Origin of the sequence: Kitasatospora misakiensis (genome assembly GCF_042656005.1) — a bacterium.
GTDB classification, from domain to species: Bacteria; Actinomycetota; Actinomycetes; order Streptomycetales; family Streptomycetaceae; genus Kitasatospora; species Kitasatospora misakiensis.
On the sequence record NZ_JBHSOF010000032.1, the window covers coordinates 25,231 to 48,815 of the forward strand.

The 23,585-nt window shown below is 72.2% G+C and carries 16 protein-coding genes; 5 read left to right on the forward strand and 11 right to left on the reverse strand.

Annotation, left to right across the window (positions count from 1 at the left end):
- Positions 1-23: 23 nt before the first annotated feature.
- The 3 genes from ACFP3U_RS22890 to ACFP3U_RS22900 all read right to left on the reverse strand — a co-directional run bounded on the left by ACFP3U_RS22890 (position 24) and on the right by ACFP3U_RS22900 (position 7,481).
- A complete protein-coding gene (locus tag ACFP3U_RS22890; RefSeq protein ID WP_380227492.1) occupies positions 24-2,111 on the reverse strand; it encodes a protein kinase family protein in 2,088 nt (695 codons plus the stop codon).
- A gap of 234 nt (positions 2,112-2,345) precedes the next feature.
- On the reverse strand, positions 2,346-4,934 hold the full coding sequence (murJ, locus tag ACFP3U_RS22895) for a murein biosynthesis integral membrane protein MurJ (protein ID WP_380227493.1): 2,589 nt from the start codon (positions 4,932-4,934) through the stop codon (positions 2,346-2,348).
- 57 nt (positions 4,935-4,991) lie between these two features.
- Positions 4,992-7,481, reverse strand: coding sequence for a DUF6049 family protein (locus ACFP3U_RS22900; RefSeq protein WP_380227494.1), 2,490 nt, complete (start codon positions 7,479-7,481; stop codon positions 4,992-4,994).
- A 380-nt stretch (positions 7,482-7,861) separates the two neighbouring features.
- Here ACFP3U_RS22900 and ACFP3U_RS22905 point away from each other — a divergent pair, with 380 nt between their 5' ends.
- The gene (locus ACFP3U_RS22905; protein ID WP_380227547.1) at positions 7,862-9,283 is read left to right on the forward strand and encodes a CCA tRNA nucleotidyltransferase; all 1,422 of its coding nucleotides are present in this window, start codon (positions 7,862-7,864) and stop codon (positions 9,281-9,283) included.
- A 92-nt stretch (positions 9,284-9,375) separates the two neighbouring features.
- On the opposite strand, the gene ACFP3U_RS22910 is transcribed toward ACFP3U_RS22905, so the two are convergent.
- The 5 genes from ACFP3U_RS22910 to ACFP3U_RS22930 form a co-directional block, all read right to left on the reverse strand.
- Complete coding sequence (locus tag ACFP3U_RS22910) at positions 9,376-10,449, reverse strand: LppU/SCO3897 family protein (RefSeq protein ID WP_380227495.1); 1,074 nt, start codon at positions 10,447-10,449, stop codon at positions 9,376-9,378.
- A gap of 35 nt (positions 10,450-10,484) precedes the next feature.
- Positions 10,485-11,165: an LppU/SCO3897 family protein gene (locus ACFP3U_RS22915; protein ID WP_380227496.1), complete on the reverse strand. Its 681-nt coding sequence runs from the start codon at positions 11,163-11,165 to the stop codon at positions 10,485-10,487.
- A gap of 110 nt (positions 11,166-11,275) precedes the next feature.
- Entirely contained in the window at positions 11,276-12,613 is a 1,338-nt protein-coding gene (locus ACFP3U_RS22920; protein ID WP_380227497.1) for an MFS transporter, read from the reverse strand.
- A 174-nt stretch (positions 12,614-12,787) separates the two neighbouring features.
- Positions 12,788-13,870 carry an inositol-3-phosphate synthase gene (locus ACFP3U_RS22925; protein ID WP_380227498.1) on the reverse strand — a complete coding sequence of 361 codons (1,083 nt, stop codon included), beginning with the start codon at positions 13,868-13,870 and terminating at the stop codon, positions 12,788-12,790.
- Between the two features lie 128 nt (positions 13,871-13,998).
- Positions 13,999-14,697 carry a PadR family transcriptional regulator gene (locus ACFP3U_RS22930; protein WP_380227499.1) on the reverse strand — a complete coding sequence of 233 codons (699 nt, stop codon included), beginning with the start codon at positions 14,695-14,697 and terminating at the stop codon, positions 13,999-14,001.
- Positions 14,698-15,044: 347 nt separating this feature from the next.
- Here ACFP3U_RS22930 and ACFP3U_RS22935 point away from each other — a divergent pair, with 347 nt between their 5' ends.
- Together ACFP3U_RS22935 and ACFP3U_RS22940 are read left to right on the forward strand one after the other, a co-directional pair.
- Complete coding sequence (locus tag ACFP3U_RS22935; RefSeq protein ID WP_380227500.1) at positions 15,045-17,798, forward strand: transglycosylase domain-containing protein; 2,754 nt, start codon at positions 15,045-15,047, stop codon at positions 17,796-17,798.
- A gap of 181 nt (positions 17,799-17,979) precedes the next feature.
- Positions 17,980-19,518 (forward strand): glycosyltransferase family 87 protein, encoded by a 1,539-nt coding sequence (locus ACFP3U_RS22940; RefSeq protein WP_380227501.1) that lies wholly within the window; start codon positions 17,980-17,982, stop codon positions 19,516-19,518.
- A 28-nt stretch (positions 19,519-19,546) separates the two neighbouring features.
- Here ACFP3U_RS22940 and ACFP3U_RS22945 read toward each other — a convergent pair whose 3' ends face one another.
- From ACFP3U_RS22945 to ACFP3U_RS22955, 3 genes are all read right to left on the reverse strand, one after another.
- Entirely contained in the window at positions 19,547-20,581 is a 1,035-nt protein-coding gene (locus ACFP3U_RS22945; RefSeq protein WP_380227502.1) for an alanine racemase, read from the reverse strand.
- 58 nt (positions 20,582-20,639) lie between these two features.
- Entirely contained in the window at positions 20,640-21,758 is a 1,119-nt protein-coding gene (locus tag ACFP3U_RS22950) for a lipid II:glycine glycyltransferase FemX (protein ID WP_380227503.1), read from the reverse strand.
- A 195-nt stretch (positions 21,759-21,953) separates the two neighbouring features.
- Entirely contained in the window at positions 21,954-22,253 is a 300-nt protein-coding gene (locus tag ACFP3U_RS22955; protein ID WP_380227504.1) for a hypothetical protein, read from the reverse strand.
- 300 nt (positions 22,254-22,553) lie between these two features.
- Between ACFP3U_RS22955 and rpsF the strand changes: the two genes are divergently transcribed.
- Together rpsF and ACFP3U_RS22965 are read left to right on the forward strand one after the other, a co-directional pair.
- On the forward strand, positions 22,554-22,844 hold the full coding sequence (gene rpsF / locus ACFP3U_RS22960) for a 30S ribosomal protein S6 (protein WP_030304539.1): 291 nt from the start codon (positions 22,554-22,556) through the stop codon (positions 22,842-22,844).
- A gap of 96 nt (positions 22,845-22,940) precedes the next feature.
- The gene (locus tag ACFP3U_RS22965) at positions 22,941-23,543 is read left to right on the forward strand and encodes a single-stranded DNA-binding protein (RefSeq protein WP_380227505.1); all 603 of its coding nucleotides are present in this window, start codon (positions 22,941-22,943) and stop codon (positions 23,541-23,543) included.
- Positions 23,544-23,585 lie beyond the last annotated feature (42 nt).

Sequence of the window (23,585 nt, forward strand, 5' to 3'; positions counted from 1 at the left end):
GTCCCGTCACCGCCGCCCTCGGGTCAGCCGGAGACCTTCACGTCGAGGAGGTGACCCTGGTACTTGCCCGTGTTCTCCCCGGACGAGTTCCTGGACAGGCTGGTCAGCCAGACCAAGAGATAGCGGGTGGTGACCGGGCTGTCCAGGTTGTACTCGACGGCGGTGCCGGCCTGCTTGGCGAGCACGGTGAAGTCGCTCGGCTTGGCCGACTGCGGATTGCCGACGCCCTTGCCGGGCATGCGGAGCTCCGCCGTGGTGGGGGTGCCGAACTTGAGGCTGACCGAGGAGACCGTCTGCACCGAGCCGAGGTCGAGCAGCAGGCCGGTGCCCTCCTTGCTCTTCGGACCGAAGGGGTCGTTGTACCAGTTGGTCGTCCACTCGCTGGTCGGATCGTCGTCGATGGCCTTGCCCACGCTGGCCGCGCCGTCCGGCTGGGTGCCCAGCGGGTTGTAGGAGGTCGCCTCCTTGATCGGGATCGGCGCCGGGTCGTGGGTCGCCGCGTGGGCGCTCGGGCTGGCCGAGGAGCTGCTGGGCTGGGGGGCCGCGACGGCCTGGTTGCCCGCGCGCAGGTGGTCGACGACCTGCCAGGAGGCGACGCCGATGGCGCCGAGGGCGACCGTCCAGGCGGTCACCTTGACCACGGTGCGCAGCCGCCGCCCGCCGCGCCGCACCGGGGCCGCCACCGGGGTCGGCCCGGTGCCGGGGGCGGCGACCACCCGGGTCGGGTTGGGCGCGGTCGGCAGCGCGTGGGTGTTGTGGCGCGGCGGGCTGGTGAAGACCGGCAGCTCGGGTTCGGGCTGCCGGATGCGCGGCATCAGCGCGATCGCCCGGGCCAGCCCGTCGGGGGTGGTGATCGGCTCGGCGTGGTGCGGCGGGTGGTCGAACAGGGCGCGGGCGGCCAGCTCGGACAGCCCCTTGTGGACCCCGGCCCGCACCTGGTCGGGGGCCACCTCGCGGAGGTTCCTGGGCAGGCCCTGGAGGTCGTAGCGGTCCTCGGGGTACGGCCAGCGGTGGGTGAGCGCGGCGAACAGCAGGGCGCCGATGGCCCGGGTGTCGATGCGCTCGGCGTCCTCGCCGGTGGCCTCGCCGGGCAGGCCGCGCAGCGCGGCGTCCACCGCGATGCCGTTGATCCGGTACTGGCCGCTGTCGGTGCGCAGCACGCAGCGTGGGGTGAGCCGCAGATGGGCCTGGCCGCGCCGGTGGGCGGCGGCCACCGCGTCGGTGACCTGGCGGACCATCTGGTAGGCCTCGTGCGGCTCCATCGGCCCGTCGGCGAGCAGCTTGGCGAGGTCGGAGGCGTGCGGCAGCCACTCCCGCACGACGTAGACCAGCTCACCCTCCTGGACGGCGTCCAGGACCTGCACGAAGCGCGGGTCGCCGAGCAGGGCGGCCGACTTGGCGGCGGCCAGCACCTTGCGGGCGCGCTGGTGGCCGGCGGCCATCAGGTGGACCCCGACGGCCCGGCGCAGCTTCTCGTCGACCGCGCGCCAGCTGCTGAAGGTCTCGGTGGAGGAGATGCACTCCTCCAGCCGGTAGCGGTGGCCGATCATGTCGCCGCTGTGCCGCAGCGGGGCGGGGAGGGTCTGCGGCAGGGTGGCGGTGTCCCGGGGGTCGTGGGTGGGCTGCGGGTCCTGCGGCGGGCGCTTGGCGGGGCGGGCGGCGGGCGCGGTCTCGCCGGCGCGGCGGGCGGCGTCGCCCGCGGCCAGTTCGGCGGCGATCTCGGTGACCGACAGCGGGGCGGTCATCTCCGAGGTCTCCTCGCTCGGGGCCGGAGCCGGAGCCGGAGCCGCCTCGGCCGCGACGGGCGCCGGGTCGGCGGGGGCGTCCCCGTCGGCGTCGGTGCCCTCGTCCTCGTCGACGGCCTCGTCCTCGTCGGAGGCCTCGTCCTCGCCTTCGGCCTCGCCCTCGTCGGCGTCAGTGTCGGCGGCTTCGTCCTCGTCCTCGGCGACCGGGTCGCCGTCGGTGCGGGAGCCCTTCCCCGCGGGGGAGCCGGCCGCGGTGGCCCGGGCCGTGCCGTCGGCGAGTTCGTCGATCGCCGCCGCCAGCGCGGCCTCGTCCGCCGCACCGTCAGTTGCTGACGTGTCGACGACCGCCTTGGTGCCATCAGCCACCGTGGTCCTGCCTCCCCTTGTGTCGCCCCGGGCCTGAGAGAGAGTCGTTGGAGCGCTTCGGCCGGTGGCCCCGGTGCTCCAGGACAATTGTGCCCACTCTTCTCCACCTGGTACGACCGCCGAAAGGTCCGAGCGGTTGCCTGATGGTGGAGAGATGTGATGCATATCAGGCATCGGGCCGCCGTGCCCGGGTCCGGTAGCGGCCCGGGGCCCAGGTGGCGGCCCGACGCCGGGTCAGCGGCCCAGTCGGCCGCGCACCATACCCAGCATGGCGTTGAGTTCCTCGATCCGCAGCCGCTTCGCGATGAGCACGAAGACGGCCAGCTGGAGTCCGCCGGCCAGGACGACCGTCAGAACGGCCCCGGCCCAGCCTCCGACGACCCTGGTGACCGCCAGGCTGACGCCCAGACCGACCACCGCGGCCGGGACGGAGGCCGCCACGAGCCGGGAGTAGGTCTTGCCGATCCGCTTGGTGTCCAGGCCGCCGATCTTCTTCTTCAGCTTGGGCACCGCGACCGTCACTCCGATGGCGTACGCGAGACCGTAGCCGAACGCCATCCCGGTGACCGTCCACTCGGCGGGCAGGAGCACCCAGCAGAGCAGCGAGAAGCCGGCCTGGCAGGCGGCCACCCACACGGTGTTGGAGAACGGGGTGCGGGTGTCCTCGTAGGCGTAGAAGCCGCGGAGCATCACGTACTGCGCCGAGTACGGGATCAGGCCCAGGGCGAAGGCGGAGAGCATCAGGCCGACGTTCCGCGCGTTGTCCAGGGCCGTGGCGCCGCCGCCCACCGCGTAGATGGCCTGGCCGATGGCCGGCCCGAGCGCCAGGAAGAGGAACGCGCCCGGGACGACCGCGACGGCCGTGGTGCGCAGCCCGTAGGAGAGGTCGTCGCGGACGGCGCCGGCGTCCTCGTCGGCGGCCGCGCGGGACAGCCGGGGCAGCACCGCGCTCATGATCGAGACGGTGATGACGGCCTGCGGGAGCTGCCAGATCAGCAGGGCGTTGGAGAAGGCCGCGAGGCCGACGCCGCCGTGACCGCTCGCCTGGGCGTCGCTGCCGGCCGCGGTGGCCAGCTGGGTGATGACCAGGTAGCCGGCCTGGTTGGCGAGGACGAAGAAGAACGTCCACTTGGCCAGCCGGGCCGCCTTGCCCAGGCCGTGCCCGCGCCAGTCGAAGCGGGGGCGGAAGGAGAATCCGGCCGCCCGCAGGTACGGGACCATCGCCAGGGACTGCACGGCGAGGCCCACCAGGGTGCCGATGCCGAGCAGTCGGACGCCCTCGGGGGTGATGGTCTCCGGGGCGACGTGGGTGCCGTCGAAGCCGCCGTACACCCAGATGTAGGCGCCGAAGGTGAAGATCACCACGATGTTGTTGAGGACCGGGGTCCACATCATCGCGCCGAACCGGCCGCGGGCGTTGAGGATCTGGCCCATCACCACATGGACGCCCATGAAGAAGATGGTCGGCAGGCAGTACCGGGCCAGGGCGACGGTGGTGTCCGCGCGGGCCGCGTTCTCCATCATCGGGTGGGCGATCAGCTGGACCAGGACCGGTGCCCCGAGCACGGCCAGGAAGACCACGCCGGCCAGGCCGACCATCACCAGGGTGAGCAGCCGGTTGGCGTAGGCGGTGCCGCCGTCCGCGTCGTTCTTCATGCTGCGGACCAGCTGCGGCACGAAGACGGCGTTCAGCGCGCCGCCGCCGATCAGGATGTAGAGCAGCGTCGGCAGGGTGTTGGCCGCGTTGTAGGAGTCACCCATCACGGCGATGCCGATCGCGCCGGCGATCACCATGGTGCGCAGGAAGCCGGTGCCCCGGGAGACCAGGGTGCCGGCCGCCATGATCGCGCTGGAGTTCAGCAGCGAGGCGACCTTGCCGCCGCCACCGGCGGCCGGCTGCGCGGCGGGCGCGGCCGGGGCGGCGTCCGCGGGGCGGGCGTGCTCCTCGGCCGCGAGGTCGGCGAGCGGCTCCACGGCGGGCGGCAGCTGCACCGCGGCCACCTGGAGGGTGGCCTCCTCCTCGGAGAGCGGCGGGTCGAACTCGATCGGCGGGACGAACGGCCTGGGCCCGTCCGGACCGTGGCCGCCGTGGCCGCCGTGGCCGCCGTGACCGCGGTGGCCGCCGTGACCGGCGAGGCCGTGCGGGGGCTGCTGCGGCCCGTGCTGACCCGGGTACGCGCCGGCCGGGGGGAACGGCGCGGCCGGGGCGGTCGGGCCGGGTGCGGCCGTCGGCTGCGGGCCGGGCTGCTGGACCGGCTGCTGGACCTGGGGCTGGGGCTGGGGCTGCTGGAGCGGGGACTGCTGGGCCGGCGGGCGGGGCGCCTCGGCGGTCGCCCGGTCGCCGCCGAACAGCGCGTCCACCCCGACGTACTCGGTGGACTCGGCGTCCCAGGCGGAGTGCGCCGGGCCGGGCTGCCACTGCGGCTGCCCGCCCCACGCCCCGGCCGGGGAGGCCGGAGCCGCCGGCCCGCCGCCCTGCGCCGGGACCTCGCGCCAGTCCGCCTGCGCCGGGGTGTCCCAGCCGGGCTGGACCGGCGGCACCGGCGGGGTGAACGGCGTCGGCGGCACCGGAGCCGGGTAGTCGCCGCCCTGCGGCGGCAGCTGCGGCGGCACGTCGTACGCGGCCACCGGCGGCTGCGGCGCGGCGGGCGGGGTGGCGCGCAGACCGTACGGGTCCTGCTCGCCAGGAGCGCCCTGGTACGCCTCGGCGGCGTACGGGTCCTGGGCGTAGGTGTCGGCCACGTACCAGTCGCCGGACGGCGACTCGGCGCCCGGACGGCCCTCTCCGCGGCCCGGAGGCCGCTCATCGCTGCGCCCGGTCATGTCACCTTCTCGCTGTCGTGGGGGAGGCCGCTCCGGAGTCGGGCGGTATCGGCGGTGTCAAGGACCAACCTTCTCATCACTGGTGGCCCGATCCCGGCCATCCGCGCTGCTGTCGCGCGGTGTCCGCCCAGCTCCACCGCGTTCCGGCCGCTCCGGGCCGGTCCGGCCGTCCGCGTCCCGGGCGCCCCCGGACGCTTCCGACCTCCCCGTCCCCTCGGAGACCCCGGACCCCTCGGAGCCGTCCGGGCCGGTCCCGCCGTCCTGCGGGGCCAGCGGCGCGTCGCCCTCGTCGCCGTGCGCCACCCGGCGCTTGCGCTGGCGGACGAACCGCAGCGCCGCGAGCAGGAGCAGCACCAGGCCGCCACCGAAGACGTAGAGCACGCCGTTGGTCACCGAGGTGACCTCGACGGTGAACCTCACCGGCTCGCCGTACGGCTGCGGGTTGGGCCCGGTGGTGTACAGCTGGGCGATCATGCCGACCGTCCCGTTGTTCTTCGCCTCGGCCGGGAAGCGCAGGGTGACGCTCTGTGACGGCGGCAGCACCAGCTCCTCGGCCGGCAGCTCCACCCGGAGCCGGTTGGGCTGGCTCGGGGTCAGCACCAGCTTGAGGTTGGTGACCGTCTGGGTGAGGTCGTTGCGGACGCTGACCTGGAGCACGCCGGTGTTGCCGGCGAAGGTGATGATCCGCTTCGGCGGCACCTTCACCGCGCCGGTCAACTCCTTGAGGTACCCGCCCACGCCCTTGCGGTAGACGCTCCCGGCCTGGCCCTCGGTGCGCCACTCGGTGGACAGCGAGCGGACCATGGCCGCGCTGAACGGGCCGCGCACCCGCTGCGGCAGGGTCAGGACCCGCATCAGCGTGTCCAGGTCGGCCTGGATCTTGGTGGTGTCGGTCAGCTCGAGGGCGGACAGCTCCGAGTCGCGGGCCCGCCCCGGGTAGTCGGCGGGGGCCGGCACGGCCGTGTTGGCCTTCGGGTCCGGCGCCAGCTGGGCGAGTGTGTCCAGCTTGACCGGCTCCACCCACTTGCCGTCCTGGGCCGCCTGGAGGGCGACCGCGAGCACCTTGGCGGTGCTCGCGGTGAGCTCGCGCGGCGGCATCACCAGCAGGCCGCGCGGGTTCTGCGGCTCCTGGCGGGAGATCACGAAGGTCTCGGCGAGGAACCGCTGGACGACCCGGCTCTGGTCCTCCGGGGCCGTCAGGTCCTCCTCGAAGAGGGCGGAGATCACCTGGTCGGCGACCAGCGCGGTCTGCCCGTTGCCGATCGGCCGGGGGGCCGAGGGGGTGTACTTCAGCGCGTCCGACTCGGGCATGCTCGCGCCGTTCACCAGCACCAGGCCGTTGCCGGTGCGCTGGGCGACCGAGGCGATCCGCTGGTCCAGGTACCCCTGGTACGGCCAGGCGACGTCGGAGCGGGTGTCCACCGAGAGCCGGCCCTCGACGGTCAGCCGGCCGGCGGTGGCCGCCTTGCCGAGGGCGGCGTCGATGCCCTCCAGTTCGGGGGCGTTGTGCGCGATCGAGGCGAGGTCGGTGTCGGCGTACGGCAGCGCCACCACCTGGCTGCCCGGCCGGGCGACGGCGGCCCGCAGCTTCTCCAGCCAGGCCGTGGCGGCGGCCGTGCCGGTGCCGGCGACGGTGTTGTCCTCCTTGGCCGCGACGTTCTCGGTGCCCGGCTTCTGCACCACATAGCGCTTGGTCATCGCGAACGCGGTGTCCAGCAGGTCCGGGTCGACCACCCAGGTCAGTCCGGTCAGCGAGGCGCCGGTGTCGACCAGGGCGTACAGCCGCCCGCCGGGCGCGAACTCGGCGGCCAGGCTGTCGTCCCGGAGCACCGGGATGCTCTGGTCGTTGTCGGAGAGGGTCTGCGCGGCCAGCACCGGCGCGTGCACCAGCGGCCAGAGGGCGGTGACCTTGGACGGCTGCGCGTCGGCCGGGGTCGGGGAGTAGGGCAGGAAGGTGCGGGTGATGCCCAGCGGCCGGTCGCGCTGGTTGTCGGCGGTCGAGCCCCAGACGTCCACCGCCAGCTCGTACACGCCCTCGGTGGAGAACTCCAGGTCGGTGACGGCGACGCTCAGGGTGTACGGCTGGCTCTGGCCGGGGCCGAGCTCGTTCAGCGCGTACTGCGGGCTGTCCATCGAGATGCCGTCCGCGCCGACGGGCACGGTCCGGCCCATCACCGAGCCGAGTTCGCTGCGGGTGGTGATCGGCTTGTTCGACCAGGGCCTGCGGACCGCCGCGTGCGCGGACTTGAGCACCGACTTGCCGCCGTTGGTGACGTGCCCGGTGATCGTCACGGTGCCGTTCTGGACGGCCACCGGCTTGTTCACCGACTCGATGGTCAGGGCCACCGGGAAGTCCGCGGTGACCGCCGTGGTGCTGACCGGTCGCGGTCCCCCCGCCGGGGCGGCGCCGGCCGGGACGCCCGGCAGCGCCGCGGCGAGCACCAGTCCGGCGCCGAGCGCGCCGGTCAGCCGCCGGACGGTTCGTCCCAGGACCCGCCCCGGGCGCCCGTCCGCCCCCGTACCCGGGTGCCGTGCCGGCTCACTCACGCGGTTCGCCCTCGCTCACGGGTTCGCCCTCGCCGTTCTCGATCGCTGCTGCTGCTGCCGTGCTGCTGCGGATGTCCGTCGGCCGTGGAGGATGCCGCGAGGATCAGCCGTGAAGAACATGTGGTCGTCCGGAGCCCGGGCGGCCGTGACGGCGCACGGCGCCGCGGCCCGCGCTCGGTGCGCCGGATTCGTTCCACCGGAATGGTAACGATCTGCCGAGGGGTGCGGTGTTGCGGGCCGGGGAGTGAGCCGGTGGAAACGCGTGGGCGACCGGGGCTCCGGGCCACGTACCCTTGTGAGCCGTGTCCACTGCCAATGAGCCCACCGCCCATCCGACCGGTGCCCATCATCCCAGTTCCGCCGTCCAGGTCGTCCCAGGCCTGAGCGAGGCGCAGACCCTGGGTCTGCAGGAACTGCTGCGGGTCTCCCCGGTCGCCGACGAGATCGCCCGCCGCTTCCAGGCGGCCGGTCACCGGCTCGCACTGGTCGGCGGCTCGGTTCGGGACGCCCTGCTGGGCCGGCTCGGCAACGACCTGGACTTCACCACGGACGCCCGACCACAGCAGGTGCTGAAGCTGGTCAGGGGCTGGGCCGACGCGGTCTGGGACGTCGGCATCGCCTTCGGCACCGTCGGCGCGCGCAAGGACACCCCGCAGGGCTCCTTCCTGATCGAGATCACCACGTACCGCTCCGAGGCGTACGACCGCACCTCCCGCAAGCCCGAGGTGACCTACGGCGACACCATCGAGGAGGACCTGGTCCGCCGCGACTTCACGGTCAACGCGATGGCCGTCGACCTGCCAGGACGGGGCTTCGTCGACCCGCACCACGGCCTGGACGACCTGGAGGCCCGGGTGCTGCGCACCCCCGCCACCCCCGAGGAGTCCTTCTCCGACGACCCGCTGCGGATGATGCGGGCCGCCCGGTTCGCCGCCCAGCTGGACTTCGAGCCGGCCCCCGAGGTGATCGCGGCGATGACCGCGATGGCCGAGCGGATCACCATCGTCTCCGCCGAGCGGGTCCAGGCCGAGCTGAACAAGCTGCTGCTGGCCAAGCACCCGGTCAAGGGCCTGCGGCTGCTGGTCGACACCGGACTGGCCGACCACGTGCTGCCGGAGCTGCCGGCGCTGCGCCTGGAGCGCGACGAGCACCACCGCCACAAGGACGTCTACGAGCACTCGCTGACCGTCCTGGAGCAGGCCGTCGACCTGGAGCAGGACGGCCCCGACCTCACCCTGCGGCTGGCCGCGGTGCTGCACGACATCGGCAAGCCGCGCACCCGCCGCTTCGAGTCGGACGGCCGGGTCTCCTTCCACCACCACGAGGTGGTCGGCGCCAAGATGACCCGCAAGCGGATGCGCGAGCTGAAGTACTCCAAGGAGCTCACCGAGGACGTCTCGCGGCTGGTCGAGCTGCACCTGCGCTTCCACGGCTACGGCGGCGGCGAGTGGACCGACTCGGCGGTGCGCCGCTACGTGACCGATGCCGGGCCGCTGCTGGAGCGGCTGCACAAGCTGACCCGCTCGGACTGCACCACCCGGAACAAGAAGAAGGCGGCCGCGCTCTCCCGCACCTACGACGGTCTGGAGATCCGGATCGACGAGCTCAGGGCGCAGGAGGAGCTGGACGCCGTCCGCCCCGCGCTGGACGGCAACCAGATCATGGAACTGCTCGGCCTCAAGCCCGGCCCGGCGGTCGGCAAGGCGTACAAGCACATGCTGGAGCTGCGGCTGGAGCACGGCCCGATGGAGCACGACGCGGCGGTGGCCGCGCTGCGCGCCTGGTGGGACGCCCAGCAGTAGGGCGGCGGTCGGCCGCGGTACGGCGTGAGGGGTGGTCCCGGGTCTCCCGGGGCCACCCCTCGTCCGTCGGCGGGCCCGACGGGCCCCGCGGGTCAGAGCTTCTTCAGGCAGAGGACGAAGCTGAGCGCCTCGGTGCTGGAATCACGGGTGTAGGTGCTCTCGGTGCCGGTGACGTTGTCACAGGCCTTGTCGTTGTCGCTGGTCCCGTAGACCTTCTTGAGCACCTTGTACTGGGCCTTCGGGTCGCCGCACGGGAGCATGGTGATCCGCGGGCTGGCGTCGTGGGTGGCCGCGGTGCCGTTCTCGTTGCGCAGGCAGTCGCCGGCCTTGGCGGTGTCGATGTCGCTGGGCACCTTGGTGTTGGCGGACGGCGTCGGCATGGTGATCGTCGGGACCGGCGCCGGCGGCGGCATCGTGATGGACGGGAAGGTCGGCGCGGGGACGGTCGCCGTGCTCGCCGGGGGCAGCACCAGCGGCGGGTAGGAGTAGGAGCTGTCGTGCTTGGACGCGAAGAGCGCGCCGGTCGCGATCAGGACGATCCACGAGCCGATCCCGAGCACCGGCAGCAGCAGCATGAAGATGTGCGGTCGCTTGGTGAGCGGCACGCCCGGGTCGAGCTGCGGTCCGTGGGTGCCGGGGGCCGGCGGCGGCAGGTCCTTGATCTTGTTGTGGGCGGCGAGGTTCCGCAGCAGGGTGACGATGGTGAAGATGCCGGAGAGGTAGCTCCACCAGCCCTGGACCAGGGTGCGGGCGGACATGTCGCGGACCATCGCGGTGCCGCAGGTGCGGCAGAACGGTCCCGGCTGCTTCAGGAACCGCATGATGATGATGATGCCCTGGTGGCCGCGGACGGTCGTCTCGACGGCCGGGAAGCCGCCGCAGAACCGGCAGACCGGCCCGCCCTGCGGGGCGTAGCCGCCCGGCGCCGGGTAGCCGCCCGCCTGCGGCGGGGCGGCGGGGTAGCCGTAGCCGGGCGGGGCCTGGGCGGGCGCGCCGTAGGCGGGCGCGGCCTGCGGCGGGGCGGCCGGGTAGCCGTAACCGGGCGGGGCCGGGGCGCCCGCCGGCTGCGGGGCCGGGGCGCCGGCGTACGGATTGCCGGTGGCGTACGGGTTGGCACCGCCGGCGGGCGGCGTCGAGCCGTACGGCATCTGGGGCGGAACGGACAAGGGGATCCCCCGGGGGAAGTGCGGGTGGCGGACGGTCAGGACTTCTTGGCCGGCGGGGTGCCGGTGAGCGGGCCGAGGCAGAGCACGTACCGCTTCTTGTTCCAGCGGCGGCCGCTCTTGCCCGAGACGGTGCTGGTGGTGCCCGCGGTCTCGCGGCACCTGCTGGTGTCGGTGGTGGACTCGAACTTCGCCAGCACCTTGTAGTTCGCCTTGCTGTCGGTGCACTTGACCACCGAGACGTCGCGCGATCCGGCCGCCTTGACGCAGTCGCCGGCCTTGGCGCTGCTGACGCTGGGGCCGGTGACGAAGTAGCCGACGATCAGGGCGATCACACCCAGGACCAGGCCGACCGCCTTCAGCCGGGCCTTGCCGCGGCCCTTCGCTGGCGGTCCGGCCGACGGCGCGGCCGGCGGGTAGCCGTGCGGCGAGGCCTGGCCGTACGGGCCCTGCGGGCCGGGCGCGGGCGGCGCGGCCGGGTACGGGCCCTGCGGGTGGGCGGCCTGCGGGTAGGGCGGCGCGGCCTGCGGCGGGGCGGCCGGGTAGCCGTACCCCGGCGGGGGCGGCGGTGCGCCCCAGCCCGCGGGCGCCGGCTGGGGTGCGCCGTAGGGCTGCGGCGCGCCGTAGGGCTGTGGCGCCGGGGCGCCGTAGGGCTGCGGGACCGGCGCGGGCCCGTACCCGGGCGGCGGCGGCCCGTACGGATTGGGTGGTGTGCTCATCAGATTGTCCCCCGTGACAGCGTGCTGTGGCTCCGACAGATCTGACGTACCTTAGCGACTCGCCACGACGAGTTCGGGGGTGGAGGGGCCGCCGGGGCGGGAGGCCGTGGTCAGCGGGCCGGGTCACCGGGGAGCGGCCCGGTCCGGCGGGCCGCCCGCAGATAGAGCACGGCCGAGGCCGCGTACACCAGGGACACTCCCACGACGACCGTGACCGAGCGGCCGGAGAGCGGCAGCACCAGGGCGGTCACCAGGGCGGCGGCCACGAAGGCGACGTTGAAGAGCACGTCGTAGATGGCGAAGATCCGGCCGCGGAAGTCGTCCTCGACCGATTCCTGCACCACGGTGTCGGCGCAGATCTTGGTGCCCTGGGTGACCACGCCGAGCAGCAGTGCCGCGGTCAGGCAGGGCACCAGGCTGAAGCCGAGGCCCAGGGCGGGCACGAAGACCACCGGGGCGGCCAGACAGAGCGTCATCCACCCGGCGAGCCCGAGCCGGCGGCTGCACCAGGGGCTGATCACCGCCGCGATGAAGAACCCGGCGGCCGAGAGGCCGACCGCCTGCCCCAGGGTGGCCAGGCCGGCCGCGCTGTCCGTCGGGTCGTTGAAGGTGTACCGGGCGAGCATCACCACGACGACGATCAGCACGCCGTAGCAGAACCGGGCGGCGGTCACCGCGGCCAGCGCGTGCGCCGCCGGGCGGCGGTCCCGCACCAGGTGGGTGACGGCGGCCCGCAGTTCGCGGGCGGCCTGGGCCAGGGCCTGGCCGAGTGCGGGGCGGCCCGCGTGCTGGTCCGGTCCGAGCAGGTCCTTGTCCATCCGCAGCGCGGCCAGCGCGGCGGAGAGGTAGAGCAGCGCGGCGAGGGTCACCAGGGCCGCGTCGGCCCGGGGGCCGGGGGTCAGCACCTGGTGCAGCAGGAAGCCGAGCCCGCCGCCGCAGGCCGCCGCGACGGTGCCCAGGGTGGGGGAGAGCGCGTTGGCGGTCACCAACTCCTCGGGCCGCACCACCCGGGGCAGGGCGGCCGAGAGCCCGGCCAGGATGAACCGGTTGAGCGCGGTGACCAGCAGCGCGGAGGCGAAGAAGAGCCAGGTCGGCGCCTGGACCAGGAGCAGTCCGCCGGTGACCAGGCCGAGCCCGAAGCGGGCCAGGTTGCCCAGGTAGAGCACCTGGCGGCGGCGCCAGCGGTCCAGCAGGACGCCGGCGAACGGGCCGATCACCGAGAACGGCAGCAGCATCACGGCCAGCACCGAGGCGATGTCGGCGGGCGAGGACTGCTTCTCGGGGGAGAAGACGACGTAGGCGGCCAGCGAGACCTGGAAGACGCCGTCGGAGAGCTGGGACAGCACCCGGGCCGTCAGCAGCCGGCGGAAGTCGCGACCGCGGAGCAGGCCGAGGAGCGTGGCGCGGTGCGCGGCCTGGTGGGTACTGCCGTTCTCGGTGATCGCCACCCGCCCAGGGTGCCATGGAACGGGTCGGTGTTTCACGTGAAACATTCGCCGGGAAAAGGTGAACGGGTCCACGGTCGTCGACCATGGACCCGTTCGGTGCACAGCACCTCAGTACCTCAGCACTTCGACACCTCAGTGCCTCGGCGCCTCAGCGGCTCAGTGCGATCAGTGCGATCAGCGCTCGACCTCGCCGCGGATGAACTTCTCGACGTTCACGCGGGCCTCGTCGTCGAAGTACTGGACCGGCGGGGACTTCATGAAGTACGAGGAGGCGGAGAGGATCGGGCCGCCGATGCCGCGGTCCTTGGCGATCTTCGCGGCGCGCACGGCGTCGATGATGACACCGGCGGAGTTCGGGGAGTCCCAGACCTCGAGCTTGTACTCCAGGTTCAGCGGGACGTCGCCGAACGCGCGACCCTCGAGGCGGACGTACGCCCACTTGCGGTCGTCCAGCCAGGCCACGTAGTCCGACGGACCGATGTGGACGTTGTTGGCGCCCAGCTCGCGGTCGCGGATCTGCGAGGTGACGGCCTGGGTCTTGGAGATCTTCTTGGACTCCAGGCGCTCGCGCTCGAGCATGTTCTTGAAGTCCATGTTGCCGCCGACGTTCAGCTGCATGGTGCGCTCGAGGATGACACCGCGGTCCTCGAACAGCTTGGCCATCACGCGGTGCGTGATGGTGGCGCCGACCTGGGACTTGATGTCGTCACCGACGATCGGCACGCCGGCCTCGGTGAACTTGTCCGCCCACTCCTTGGTGCCGGCGATGAACACCGGGAGGGCGTTCACGAAGGCGACCTTGGCGTCGATGGCGCACTGGGCGTAGAACTTGGCGGCGGCCTCGGAGCCCACCGGCAGGTAGCAGACCAGGACGTCGACCTGGGCGTCCTTCAGGGCCTGGACGACGTCGACCGGGGTCTCGTCCGACTCCTCGATGGTCTCCCGGTAGTACTTGCCCAGGCCGTCGAGGGTGTGGCCGCGCTGGACGGTGACGCCGGTCGGCGGCACGTCGCAGATCTTGATGGTGTTGTTCTCGGACGCCGAGATGGCGTGCGCGAGGTCCTGGCCGACCTTCTTGGCGTCGACGTCGAAGGCCGCGACGAACTCCACGTCACGGACGTGGTAGTCACCGAACTGGACGTGCATCAGCCCGGGGACCCTGCCGGCCGGGTCGGCGTCCTTGTAGTACTCGACACCCTGCACCAGCGACGTGGCGCAGTTGCCCACACCCACGATGGCTACGCGAACCGAACCCATTTCCGGTTGCTCCCTGTGATCTCATGAGCGCCGCCGAGGGTCGGCGGTGCTCGTCCTGCTTCTTCGATGACTGCTGACGGGCGCATGACGCGCCCACTCCTGCCGCGCGGCACAGGGCAGACGCGGTGTCAGCGCTCCAGGTTGGAGCGCCCCGGGCGGTCGTGCGGTGGCCCGGACGGGTCCACGGACCCGTCCTCCTGGCCTCGGCCGTCCGAAGTCTTGGGTACTGCGGGGTCGGACCCGGCGGCGGACGCCCCGGTCCGGCCGGTGCGGTTGGCCCGCTCGGTCTCGATCAGCTCGTTCAGCCAGCGGACCTCGCGCTCCACCGACTCCAGTCCGTGCCGCTGCAGCTCGACGGTGTAGTCGTCGAACCGCTCCCGGGCCCGGGCCAGCGAGTTGCGCATCCGCTCCAGGCGCTCCTCCAGCCGGCTGCGGCGGCCCTCCAGGACGCGCATCCGCACGGCCCGGTCGGTCTGGCCGAAGAAGGCGAAGTGCACGCCGAAGTGCTCGTCCTCCCAGGCGTCCGGGCCGGAGTCGGCGAGCAGTTCCTCGAACCGCTGCTTGCCCTCGGGGGACAGCCGGTAGACGATCTTGGACCGCTTGCCGTTGAGCGCGGTGGCCGGGACGTACTCGACGTCCGGGTTGTCCTCGACCAGGAAACCCTGGGCCACCAGGCTCTTCAGACAGGGGTAGAGCGTCCCGTAGGAGAAGGCGCGGAACGAGCCGAGCAGGACGTTGAGCCTCTTGCGCAGCTCGTAGCCGTGCATCGGGGCGTCGTGGAGCAGCCCGAGAACGGCGAACTCCAGCACTCCTGAGCGCCTGCCCACTGCCGTCGTCCTCCCTTCCCCGGTCGGTCCGCGTCCCGCCTCGGTCGGCGGTATGTCGCTCCGATGTATCGGCTCGATATATCGAGAACAGTAAACCTGGGCCTGCGAACGGGCAAGGGGGACGCGCGTGAATGTGATCACAAGACGACGCGCGGGTGTGCTTGGCAACGGGCTTGTAATGATCTGTTGCCGTTTTGCGGTTATTAGAGGTTGATGCCCGATTAGGTCGGTTTCAGAGCTGCGTACGCTGTCGCGTGTGCACGAGGACCACCTCCGGGATCAGGGGGGTTGCGGGCATCGGACGTGGACCCTGCCTTCAGGCCGGCCTGGCGAGGAGTAGCTGGAACATGAGCGAACGACGGCGCAGGTCGCCCGGTGGCGACGGTCGTCCGCCGGGCGGCGACAACGGACGGTCGGAGGGGACCGGGAACGACGAGCTGGGCTCGCAGGGCCTGGGCCGACGGCGGCCGCCGGGCACGCGGGACACCGCCCAGCAGCCCCGGATGACCCGTGCCGAGATGCGCAAGGCGGCCCAGAAGGGCGGCCGGCGCGGCGGCGAGGCGGCGGGCGGCGCGGCCGCCGGGCGCGGCGGCTCCCCCGGTTCTCCCGGCTCCCCCGGCAAGAAGCGGTTCATCGACTACCCGCGCTTCGGCAAGCAGGGCGTCCGGCGCTGGCTGCCGTCCTGGCGGCAGTGGCTGAGCGCCGTGCTGCTGGTCTTCGCGGTGTGCGTGGGCGGGGTGTTCTACATCTACCAGAGCACCAAGATCCCGCCCCTGAACGCCCTGGTGAACGATCAGAACAACATCTACTACTGGGCCGACGGCACCGAGATGGTCCGCAAGGGCGAGACCAACCGGCAGATCGTCGAGCTGGCCGACATCTCGCCCAACCTGCAGAACGCGGTCATCTCGGCGGAGAACGCGACCTTCCGCACCGACAGCGGCATCGACCCCGGGGGCATGCTGCGCGCGGTGGTCAACATGGCCAAGGGCGGCCAGACCCAGGGCGCCTCGACGATCACCCAGCAGTACGTCAAGAACGCCTACCTGACGCAGGAGCAGACGCTCAGCCGCAAGGTGAAGGAGTTCTTCATCACCCTGAAGATCAATCAGGAGCTCGAGAAGAACGACATCCTCAAGGGCTACCTCAACACCAGCTGGTTCGGCCGCGGCGCGACCGGCGCCCAGGCCGCCGCGCAGGCGTACTACGGCGTCAACGCCAAGGACCTCGACCTGTGCCAGAGCGCCATGCTGGCCGCCCTGCTCAAGGGCGCGTCGTACTACGACCCGACCATCAAGGCCAACCAGGCGCGCGCCGAGGAACGCTGGAAGTGGATCCTCGACCGGATGGTGGAGACCAAGAACACCACCGCCGAGGAGCGGGCGAAGTGCACCGCCTTCCCCACCCCGATCAAGCAGGTCCCGTCGGCCAACATGAACGGTCAGATCAGCTACCTGGTCGACACCGCCAACAAGTACGTCATGGTCAAGGACCCGACGATCGACCAGCGGGCGATCGACAAGGGCGGCTTCAAGATCTACACGACCTTCCAGAAGGACAAGGTCGACGCCCTGAAGAAGGCCGTGGACGACGTCAAGGCGGAGACCCTCAACGCGCAGAAGCGTCCGAACAACGACAACTTCGTCCAGTTCGGCGCCGCCAGCATCGTCCCCAACGACGGTGCGCTCGTCGCCATCTACGGCGGTGACGGCGTGGAGAACGGGAACTTCGGCAACAACGCCGACGCCCAGGGCGTCCAGGTCGGCTCGACCTTCAAGCCCTTCGTGCTGGCCACCGCCATGCAGATCGGCGTGCAGACCGCGACCGACGACAAGGGCAAGCCGAAGCGGATCAACGCCGACAGCCGCTACCTCTCCGACGACATGTCGGAGATCCGCAAGCCGGACGGCTCGCTGGTGCTGGACGACAACGGCAAGCCCTACCGCCAGAAGAACGAGGAGAAGGGCAAGCGCGGCTACGTCTCGCTGCGGATGGCCATGCAGTACTCCTACAACGTTCCCTTCGTCCAGCTGAACCAGGACGTCGGCAGCCAGAACGTCATGCAGATCGCCGAGGCGATGGGCATCCGCAAGGAGAACATCGAGAAGGAGTCGAAGGCCGCGACCTTCCCGCTCGGCGTCTCCACCATCAGCCCGATCCGGATGGCCGACGCCTACGCGACCTTCGCCGCCAGCGGCAAGCAGGCCGACCCGTACTCGGTCACCAAGGTCCTGGTCGACGGCAAGGAGCGCCCCGGCTTCGGCAAGCACGAGACCAAGCAGGCGCTGGAGCCCGCCGTCGCCGACAACGTCACCGACGTGCTGGTGAACGTGGCGCGCAACGGTACCGGTAAGAAGACCAACACCCTGGGCCGCCCGGTGGCCGGCAAGACCGGTACCACCGACGAGAACAAGTCGGCCTGGTGGGTCGGCTACACCCCGCAGCTGACCACCAGCGTGGCGATGTGGCGCGAGGACCCGACCCAGCACGAGCGGCTCTCGCTCAACGGCACCGGCGGCAAGGACTCGGTGCACGGTGGTGACGTCCCGGCGGACGTCTTCACCCGGTACATGAAGGCCGCGCTGGCCAACGAGAAGAAGATGGACTTCCCGACCCCGCAGCCGGTCGGCTCGCAGGTCGACTCCTCGGGCGCGCCCAGCACGGCCAGCGCCGCGCCGACGCCGACCACGTCCGAGACCGCGCCCACCGCTCCGACGGACCCGAACGCCGACCAGCCGACCCAGCCGCCGGCCACCCAGGGCCCGGCCTGCGTCCCCGGCGTCGACTGCCCGGGCACCGTGCCCACCCCGCCGGCGCCGACCAAGACCAACCCGAACCCCGGCGGCGGGGCGACCGGCGGTGCCAACGGCGGCGCGACCGGCGGTGCCAACGGTGGCGGTGCCAACGGCGGCGGTGGCAGCAGCCCCTCGCCGGGCTGCTGGCTCGGGATCGGCTGCAGCAGCACGCCGACCCAGCAGCCGAGCCCGACCAGCGAACCGGGCGGCGGTGCCGGCGGGGCGACCGGCGGTCCGACCAGCAAGCCGCCGAAGCCGTCGAGCTCGCCCTCCGCGGGCGGGAGCGGCAACGCCGCGACGCCGTAGGACGGCGCTGACCGCAACGGCGGTGGGAGGCTCCCCGGAGCCCCCCACCGCCGTTTCGCCGTATTCGGAGCGATTCGTGCCGCTCCCCCGGCGGGCCCGCGTCCGGCACCTCGCCGCGGACCGGGAAAAGGGGGCAGGGGCCTCCTCGTACGGGCGGGCGGGGTGCGGCAGGATGTCCGCCATGACGTCCAGCACGCGTGACGAAGAGGACCGGGCCGCGCCGGTGGCCGGTCCGCAGGCCAACACCGTGGTGGTGCCGGCCGACGAGGACCCGGTCGCGGCCGCCGGCAGCGAGGTGATCGGAGGCCCGCCCGGACGGCGCGCCCTGCTCGGCGTCTCCTGGTGGATCCCCGCCCGCTTCCTGGCGCTGGCGGTGATCGTGGTCTCGGTGCTGGGCATGGCGCAGAAGCTGCCCTGCTACAACGCCGCCTGGTTCCAGCCCGGCTCGCCGCAGTACGTCCACGCCTGCTACAGCGACATCCCGCACCTGTTCTCCGGGCGCGGCTTCGCGGCCGGTCTGCACCCGTACCTGGACCGCATCCCGGGCACCTCGGGGGACCTCCAGTTCCTGGAGTACCCGGTGCTGACCGGCCTGTTCATGCAGGTCGCGGCCTGGCTGACGCCCGGCGGCGGCAGCCTGCAGGACCAGGAGCGCTGGTTCTGGACGATCAACGCGGGCCTGCTGATGGCCTGCGCGGTGGTCGCCGTGGTCGCGCTCTCCCGGACGCACCGCCGCCGCCCCTGGGACGCGCTGATGTTCGCCCTGGCGCCCGTCCTGCTGCTGAACGCCACCGTCAACTGGGACCTGCTGGCCGTGGCGCTGGCCGCCGTCGCGCTGGCCTGGTGGTCCGGCTCGCGGCCGCTTATTGCCGGTGTGTTCATCGGCCTGGCCACCGCGGCCAAGCTCTACCCGGTGCTGCTGCTCGGTCCCCTGCTGGTGCTCTGCTGGCGGGCCGGACGGTGGCGCGACCTGCGGGCGCTGCTCGGCGGCGCGGTCGGCGCCTGGCTGCTGGTCAACCTGCCGATCATGATGGCGAACTGGCAGGGCTGGTCGACCTTCTACGTCTTCAGCAAGCACCGCACCGAGGACTACGGCTCGCTCTGGCTGATCCTCATGCAGAACCGCGGCGTCGGACTGGCGAACCTCGACACCTTCATCGCCCTCGCGATGGTGCTGAGCTGCGCGGGGATAGCGTGGCTCGGGCTGGCCGCGCCCCGCCGTCCGCGGGTGGTCCAGCTGGCCTTCCTGGTGGTGGCCGCGTTCGTGGTGCTGAACAAGGTCTACTCGCCGCAGTACGTGCTCTGGCTGCTGCCGCTCGCGGTGCTGGCCCGGCCGCGCTGGCGGGACATCCTGATCTGGCAGGCCTGCGAGGTGCTCTACACCCTGGGCATCTGGGCCCACCTCGGCTTCGTCACCGGCGCCAAGCAGCAAGGGATCGGCGAGTCCTGGTACCACTTCGCGATCGTGCTGCACCTGCTCGGCACGCTCTACCTGGTCGGCCTGGTGGTCCGGGACATCCTGCTGCCGGACCGCGACCCGGTCCGCTGGGACGGCAGCGACGACCCGTCCGGCGGGGTGCTCGACGGGGCTCCGGACGTCTTCGTGCGCGGCGCCGCCCGCCGGCTGCGCGAGGAGGAGAGCTACGCCGGGTACGCGCCGGCCGGCCCCGAGGTGTGGCTCGACGAGCCGCCCGCCGCGGAACCGGCCGGAAGGGGCTGAGCGGACCGGCCCCCGCGGGGGCCGGGTCTCAGCGGTCGACCACCCGGTCGAAGTGCGTGGTGGTGTGCCGGACCTGGAGGCCCAGCTCGTCGCCGACCGCCGGCGGCTTGCTCTCGTCGTCCAGGAAGAGCAGCGAGACCTGCATGTGCGGCGGCTCGGCGAACCAGAGCTGCTTGCCCGCCCAGTGGTACGGCGACTTGGTCTTGTTGACGGTCGCCAGGCCGGCCCGGGCGATGCCCTTGGCCCGCGAGGACATGCCCTGGACGTACTTGGGCGCCTCCAGGCCGATGCCGTGCGCGGTGCCGCCGGCGACCACCAGCAGATGGCCGTCGGACGGCGCCGGGTGCTGGCGGTAGCCGTAGCGGTCGCCCTTCTGGATCGGGGTCACGTCCAGTACCGTGGCCCGGACCTCCAGCGCGCCGTGGTCGCCCAGCCAGAGCCGGGTGCCGATCCGGGCCCGGAAGACGGTCCCCGGGAAGCGCTGGGTCAGCTGGTCCATGCCCGCCGCGCCCAGGTGGCTGACGAAGACGGTGTGCACCGGGATGCCGGCGGCCCGGGCGGTCTCCACCCAGTACGCGACCTCCTCGACCGGGCTGGAGCCGTCCGGCCGGTCCATCGGCAGGTGCAGCGCGAGGCCCTCGAAGGCGACGCCCTCCAGCTCGGCGGCGACCGTCGGGAGGTCCGCCGCCGAGACGCCGTGCCGGCGCATGGTGGTCATGCACTCCAGCACCACCCGGGCGCCGTGCAGCGCCCGCAGGCCCGCCACGCTCGCCACCGTCCGGATCACCCGGGCGTGCGGCAGCGGGAGCGCCTCCTCGCCCACCCGGTACGGGGTGAGCACCAGCAGCTCGCCGCCGTACCAGTCGGCGGCGTCGGCGGCCTCGTAGGCGGTGCCGACCGCCAGGACGCCGGTGCCGAGGAGGGTCGCCTCCTCGGCCAGGCGGTGGTTGCCCAGTCCGTAGCCGTTGCCCTTCGCCACCGGCACCAGGCCGGGGAACTCGGCCAGGACGGAGCGCTGGTGGGTACGCCAGCGTTCGGTGTCGAGGTAGAGCGACAGCGTCATCGGGTCATCTCCCAGAGGGTGTTGGGCACGGCGGCTCGCGGGCTCGGCGGGGTTCCGCTCAGCGGCGCGACATGTAGAGGTCGAGGGCCTTGTGGAGCAGCTTGTTGAGCGGGAAGTCCCACTCGCCGAGGTACTCGGCGGCCTGGCCACCGGTGCCGACCTTGAACTGGATCAGGCCGAACAGGTGGTCGTTCTCGTCCAGGGTGTCGGAGATGCCGCGCAGGTCGTACACCCCGCCGCCCAGGGCGTAGGCGTCGCGCATCATCCGCCACTGGACGGCGTTGGACGGCTTGACCTCGCGCTTGTGGTTGGCCGAGGCGCCGTAGGAGTACCAGACGTGCTCGCCGACGACCAGCATCGTGGTCGCCGCCAGCGGCTCGCCCTCGTGGTAGGCGATGTACAGGCGCATCCGGTTCGGGTCCTCGGCCGTGAGGGCCTGCCACATGCGCTGGAAGTAGGAGAGCGGGCGCGGGGTGAACCTGTCGCGCTCGGCGGTCACCAGGTAGAGCTGGTGGAAGATCGGCAGCTCGTCGTAGCCGCCCTGGACCACCTCGACGCCGCTCTTCTCGGCCTTCTTGATGTTGCGGCGCCAGAGCTGGTTGAAGCCCTTCTGGATGTCGTCCAGCGAGCGGTTGGCCAGCGGCACCTGGAACACGTAGCGCGGCTGGACGTCGCCGAAGCCGGCGCCGCCGTCCTCGCCCTGCAGCCAGCCGGCCTTGCGCAGCCGGTCGGCGACCTCGAAGGCGCGCGGCTCGTACCAGTCGGCCTCGATGTCGCGCAGGCGCTTGGCCTCCTTCGCCGCGATGGCCTCCTTGATGGTCGGGGCGTTCCAGCGGCGGATGACCACCGGCGGGCCCATCTTCACCGAGAAGGCGCCCTGGGACTTCAGGTGCGCGAGCATCGGCTGCAGCCAGCGGTCGAGGTCGCGGTCGAACCAGTCGATCACCGGGCCCTCGGGCAGGTAGGCGAGGTAGCGCTTGACCTTGGGCAGCTGCCGGTACAGCACCAGGCCGGCGCCGACGAGCTGGTTGTTCTGGTCGAACCAGCCGATCGACTCGGTGCGCCACTCGGCCTTCACGTCGCCCCAGGACGGCACCTGCATGTGGCTCGCCGAGGCGCGGCTCCTGATGAAGGCGAGGTGCTCCTCGCGGGTGATCGTCCTCAGGCGCAGGCTCATGCTCGGTGCTCCTCGTCGGTCGGGCTGCGGTGGGCCCCGTGTTCTCGGGGTGACCCTATCGTCCGGGGTCCCGCCGGCTGTGGGCACGGCGGCTGTGGGCAAGGCGGCTGTGGGCACGGCGGCGCCCCCGCCGCGTATCGGTCTGCTGAAGACAGATACGCGGCGGGGGCGCCGGGGGTTCCGCGCCGGGTGGGGCTAGCCCCAGAGCCCGCCGCGCGCGATGCCGAGGTAGAAGCCGATCGCGGAGGCGCCGAGGGTGACCATCAGGACGAAGCGCTCCGCCGTGGTCACGGAGACGTACATCCCCACCAGGCCCGTGATGATCCCGAACAGGCCGGTCCACGAGGTCAGCAGATGCAGGTTGTGGAAGAACGAGGTGATGAACGCGATCGCGCCCAGCACGGCGGTGAGGCCGACCAGGGTGTTCTCGCGCGGGTGCGGGTGGCCGTCGGTGTTCAGGGTGAGGGCGGGCATGCGGTGGACGGTCTGGGCCATGTGTCCCACCTCCTGGCGTGGAGACGAACGAGCAGGAAACCCGTTCCGTCCAGATTGCGGCGGTTGGACCGGTCTCACAACCCCTATGCGTTTTGTTCGTCCGTCCGGGTGCGGGTAGGGTGTGTCGTCTGCACTGGTGTAGCTGTGCCCCCCCTCTGCCCTCTTACGGGTGAACGAGGACGGGCTGTCCGACCCGGCCGCTACGGTGGCCGGTGTCGTCACTGCTCCGGTGCCGACGCTGCACAACCCTCCTGCCACGGAGAGACCGTGGCCGTTGAGTCCAAAGGAGGTGGGTTACTCATGCGTCACTACGAGGTGATGGTCATCCTCGACCCCTCGGTCGAGGAGCGCGCCGTTTCCCCCCTGATCGAGAGCTTCCTGGCTGTCGTCCGCAACGCGGGCGGCAAGGTCGAGAAGGTCGACACCTGGGGTCGCCGCCGTCTGGCCTACGAGATCAACAAGCAGTCCGAGGGCATCTACTCGGTCATCGACCTCCAGGCCACGCCTGAGGTCGTCAAGGAGCTCGACCGCCAGATGGGCCTGAGCGAGTCGGTTCTGCGGACCAAGGTCCTGCGCCCGGACACCCACTGAGCCACCTCTGAGGCCTTCGGGTCTCGGGTAGCTCGCGTCCGCTGTTTCACGTGAAACAGCGGTGAACGGACATCTTCCCGAGAGGTCATCACCACCATGGCAGGCGAGACCGTCATCACCCTCGTCGGCAATCTCGTCGACGACCCCGAGCTGCGCTTCACCCCGTCGGGTGCGGCGGTCGCGAAGTTCCGCATCGCGTCCACCCCCCGCACCTTCGACCGCCAGACCAACGAGTGGAAGGACGGCGAGAGCCTCTTCCTCACGTGCAACGTCTGGCGGCAGCCGGCGGAGAACGTGGCCGAGTCGCTGCAGCGCGGCATGCGCGTCATCGTGCAGGGCCGACTGCGCCAGCGGTCTTACGAGACCAAGGAAGGCGAGAAGCGGACGGTCTTCGAGGTCGAGGTCGACGAGGTCGGTCCGAGCCTGCGCTCGGCGACCGCGAAGGTCACCCGGGCCAACCGGTCCGGTGCTCCCGGTGGCGGCGGCTTCGGCGGCGGCCAGCAGGGCGGCGGCGGCCAGGGCGGTAACTGGGGCGGCGGTGGCGGCCAGCAGGGCGGCGGCTGGGGTGGAAACTCCGGCGGCCAGTCCGGCCCGTCCGACGACCCGTGGGCATCCAGCGCTCCCTCCGGTGGAAACCAGAGCGGCGGCAGCTGGGGCGCCCCGTCCGGTGGCGGCTACTCGGAAGAGCCCCCGTTCTAAGAGCTGACAGATTTCGTGCGGCCCAGGTGCCGGCGTCGTGAG

Bases quoted from the DNA above. Each gene is read 5' to 3' on its own strand.
- ACFP3U_RS22955 (WP_380227504.1), bottom strand. From the start codon at position 22,253: ATGGCCCAGACCGTCCACCGCATGCCCGCCCTCACCCTGAACACCGAC.
- ACFP3U_RS22925 (WP_380227498.1), bottom strand. From the start codon at position 13,870: ATGGGTTCGGTTCGCGTAGCCATCGTGGGTGTGGGCAACTGCGCCACG.
- ACFP3U_RS22915 (WP_380227496.1), bottom strand. From the start codon at position 11,165: ATGAGCACACCACCCAATCCGTACGGGCCGCCGCCGCCCGGGTACGGG.
- rpsF (WP_030304539.1), top strand. From the start codon at position 22,554: ATGCGTCACTACGAGGTGATGGTCATCCTCGACCCCTCGGTCGAGGAG.
- ACFP3U_RS22945 (WP_380227502.1), bottom strand. From the start codon at position 20,581: ATGACGCTGTCGCTCTACCTCGACACCGAACGCTGGCGTACCCACCAG.
- ACFP3U_RS22950 (WP_380227503.1), bottom strand. From the start codon at position 21,758: ATGAGCCTGCGCCTGAGGACGATCACCCGCGAGGAGCACCTCGCCTTC.
- ACFP3U_RS22935 (WP_380227500.1), top strand. From the start codon at position 15,045: ATGAGCGAACGACGGCGCAGGTCGCCCGGTGGCGACGGTCGTCCGCCG.
- ACFP3U_RS22965 (WP_380227505.1), top strand. From the start codon at position 22,941: ATGGCAGGCGAGACCGTCATCACCCTCGTCGGCAATCTCGTCGACGAC.
- ACFP3U_RS22940 (WP_380227501.1), top strand. From the start codon at position 17,980: ATGACGTCCAGCACGCGTGACGAAGAGGACCGGGCCGCGCCGGTGGCC.
- murJ (WP_380227493.1), bottom strand. From the start codon at position 4,934: ATGACCGGGCGCAGCGATGAGCGGCCTCCGGGCCGCGGAGAGGGCCGT.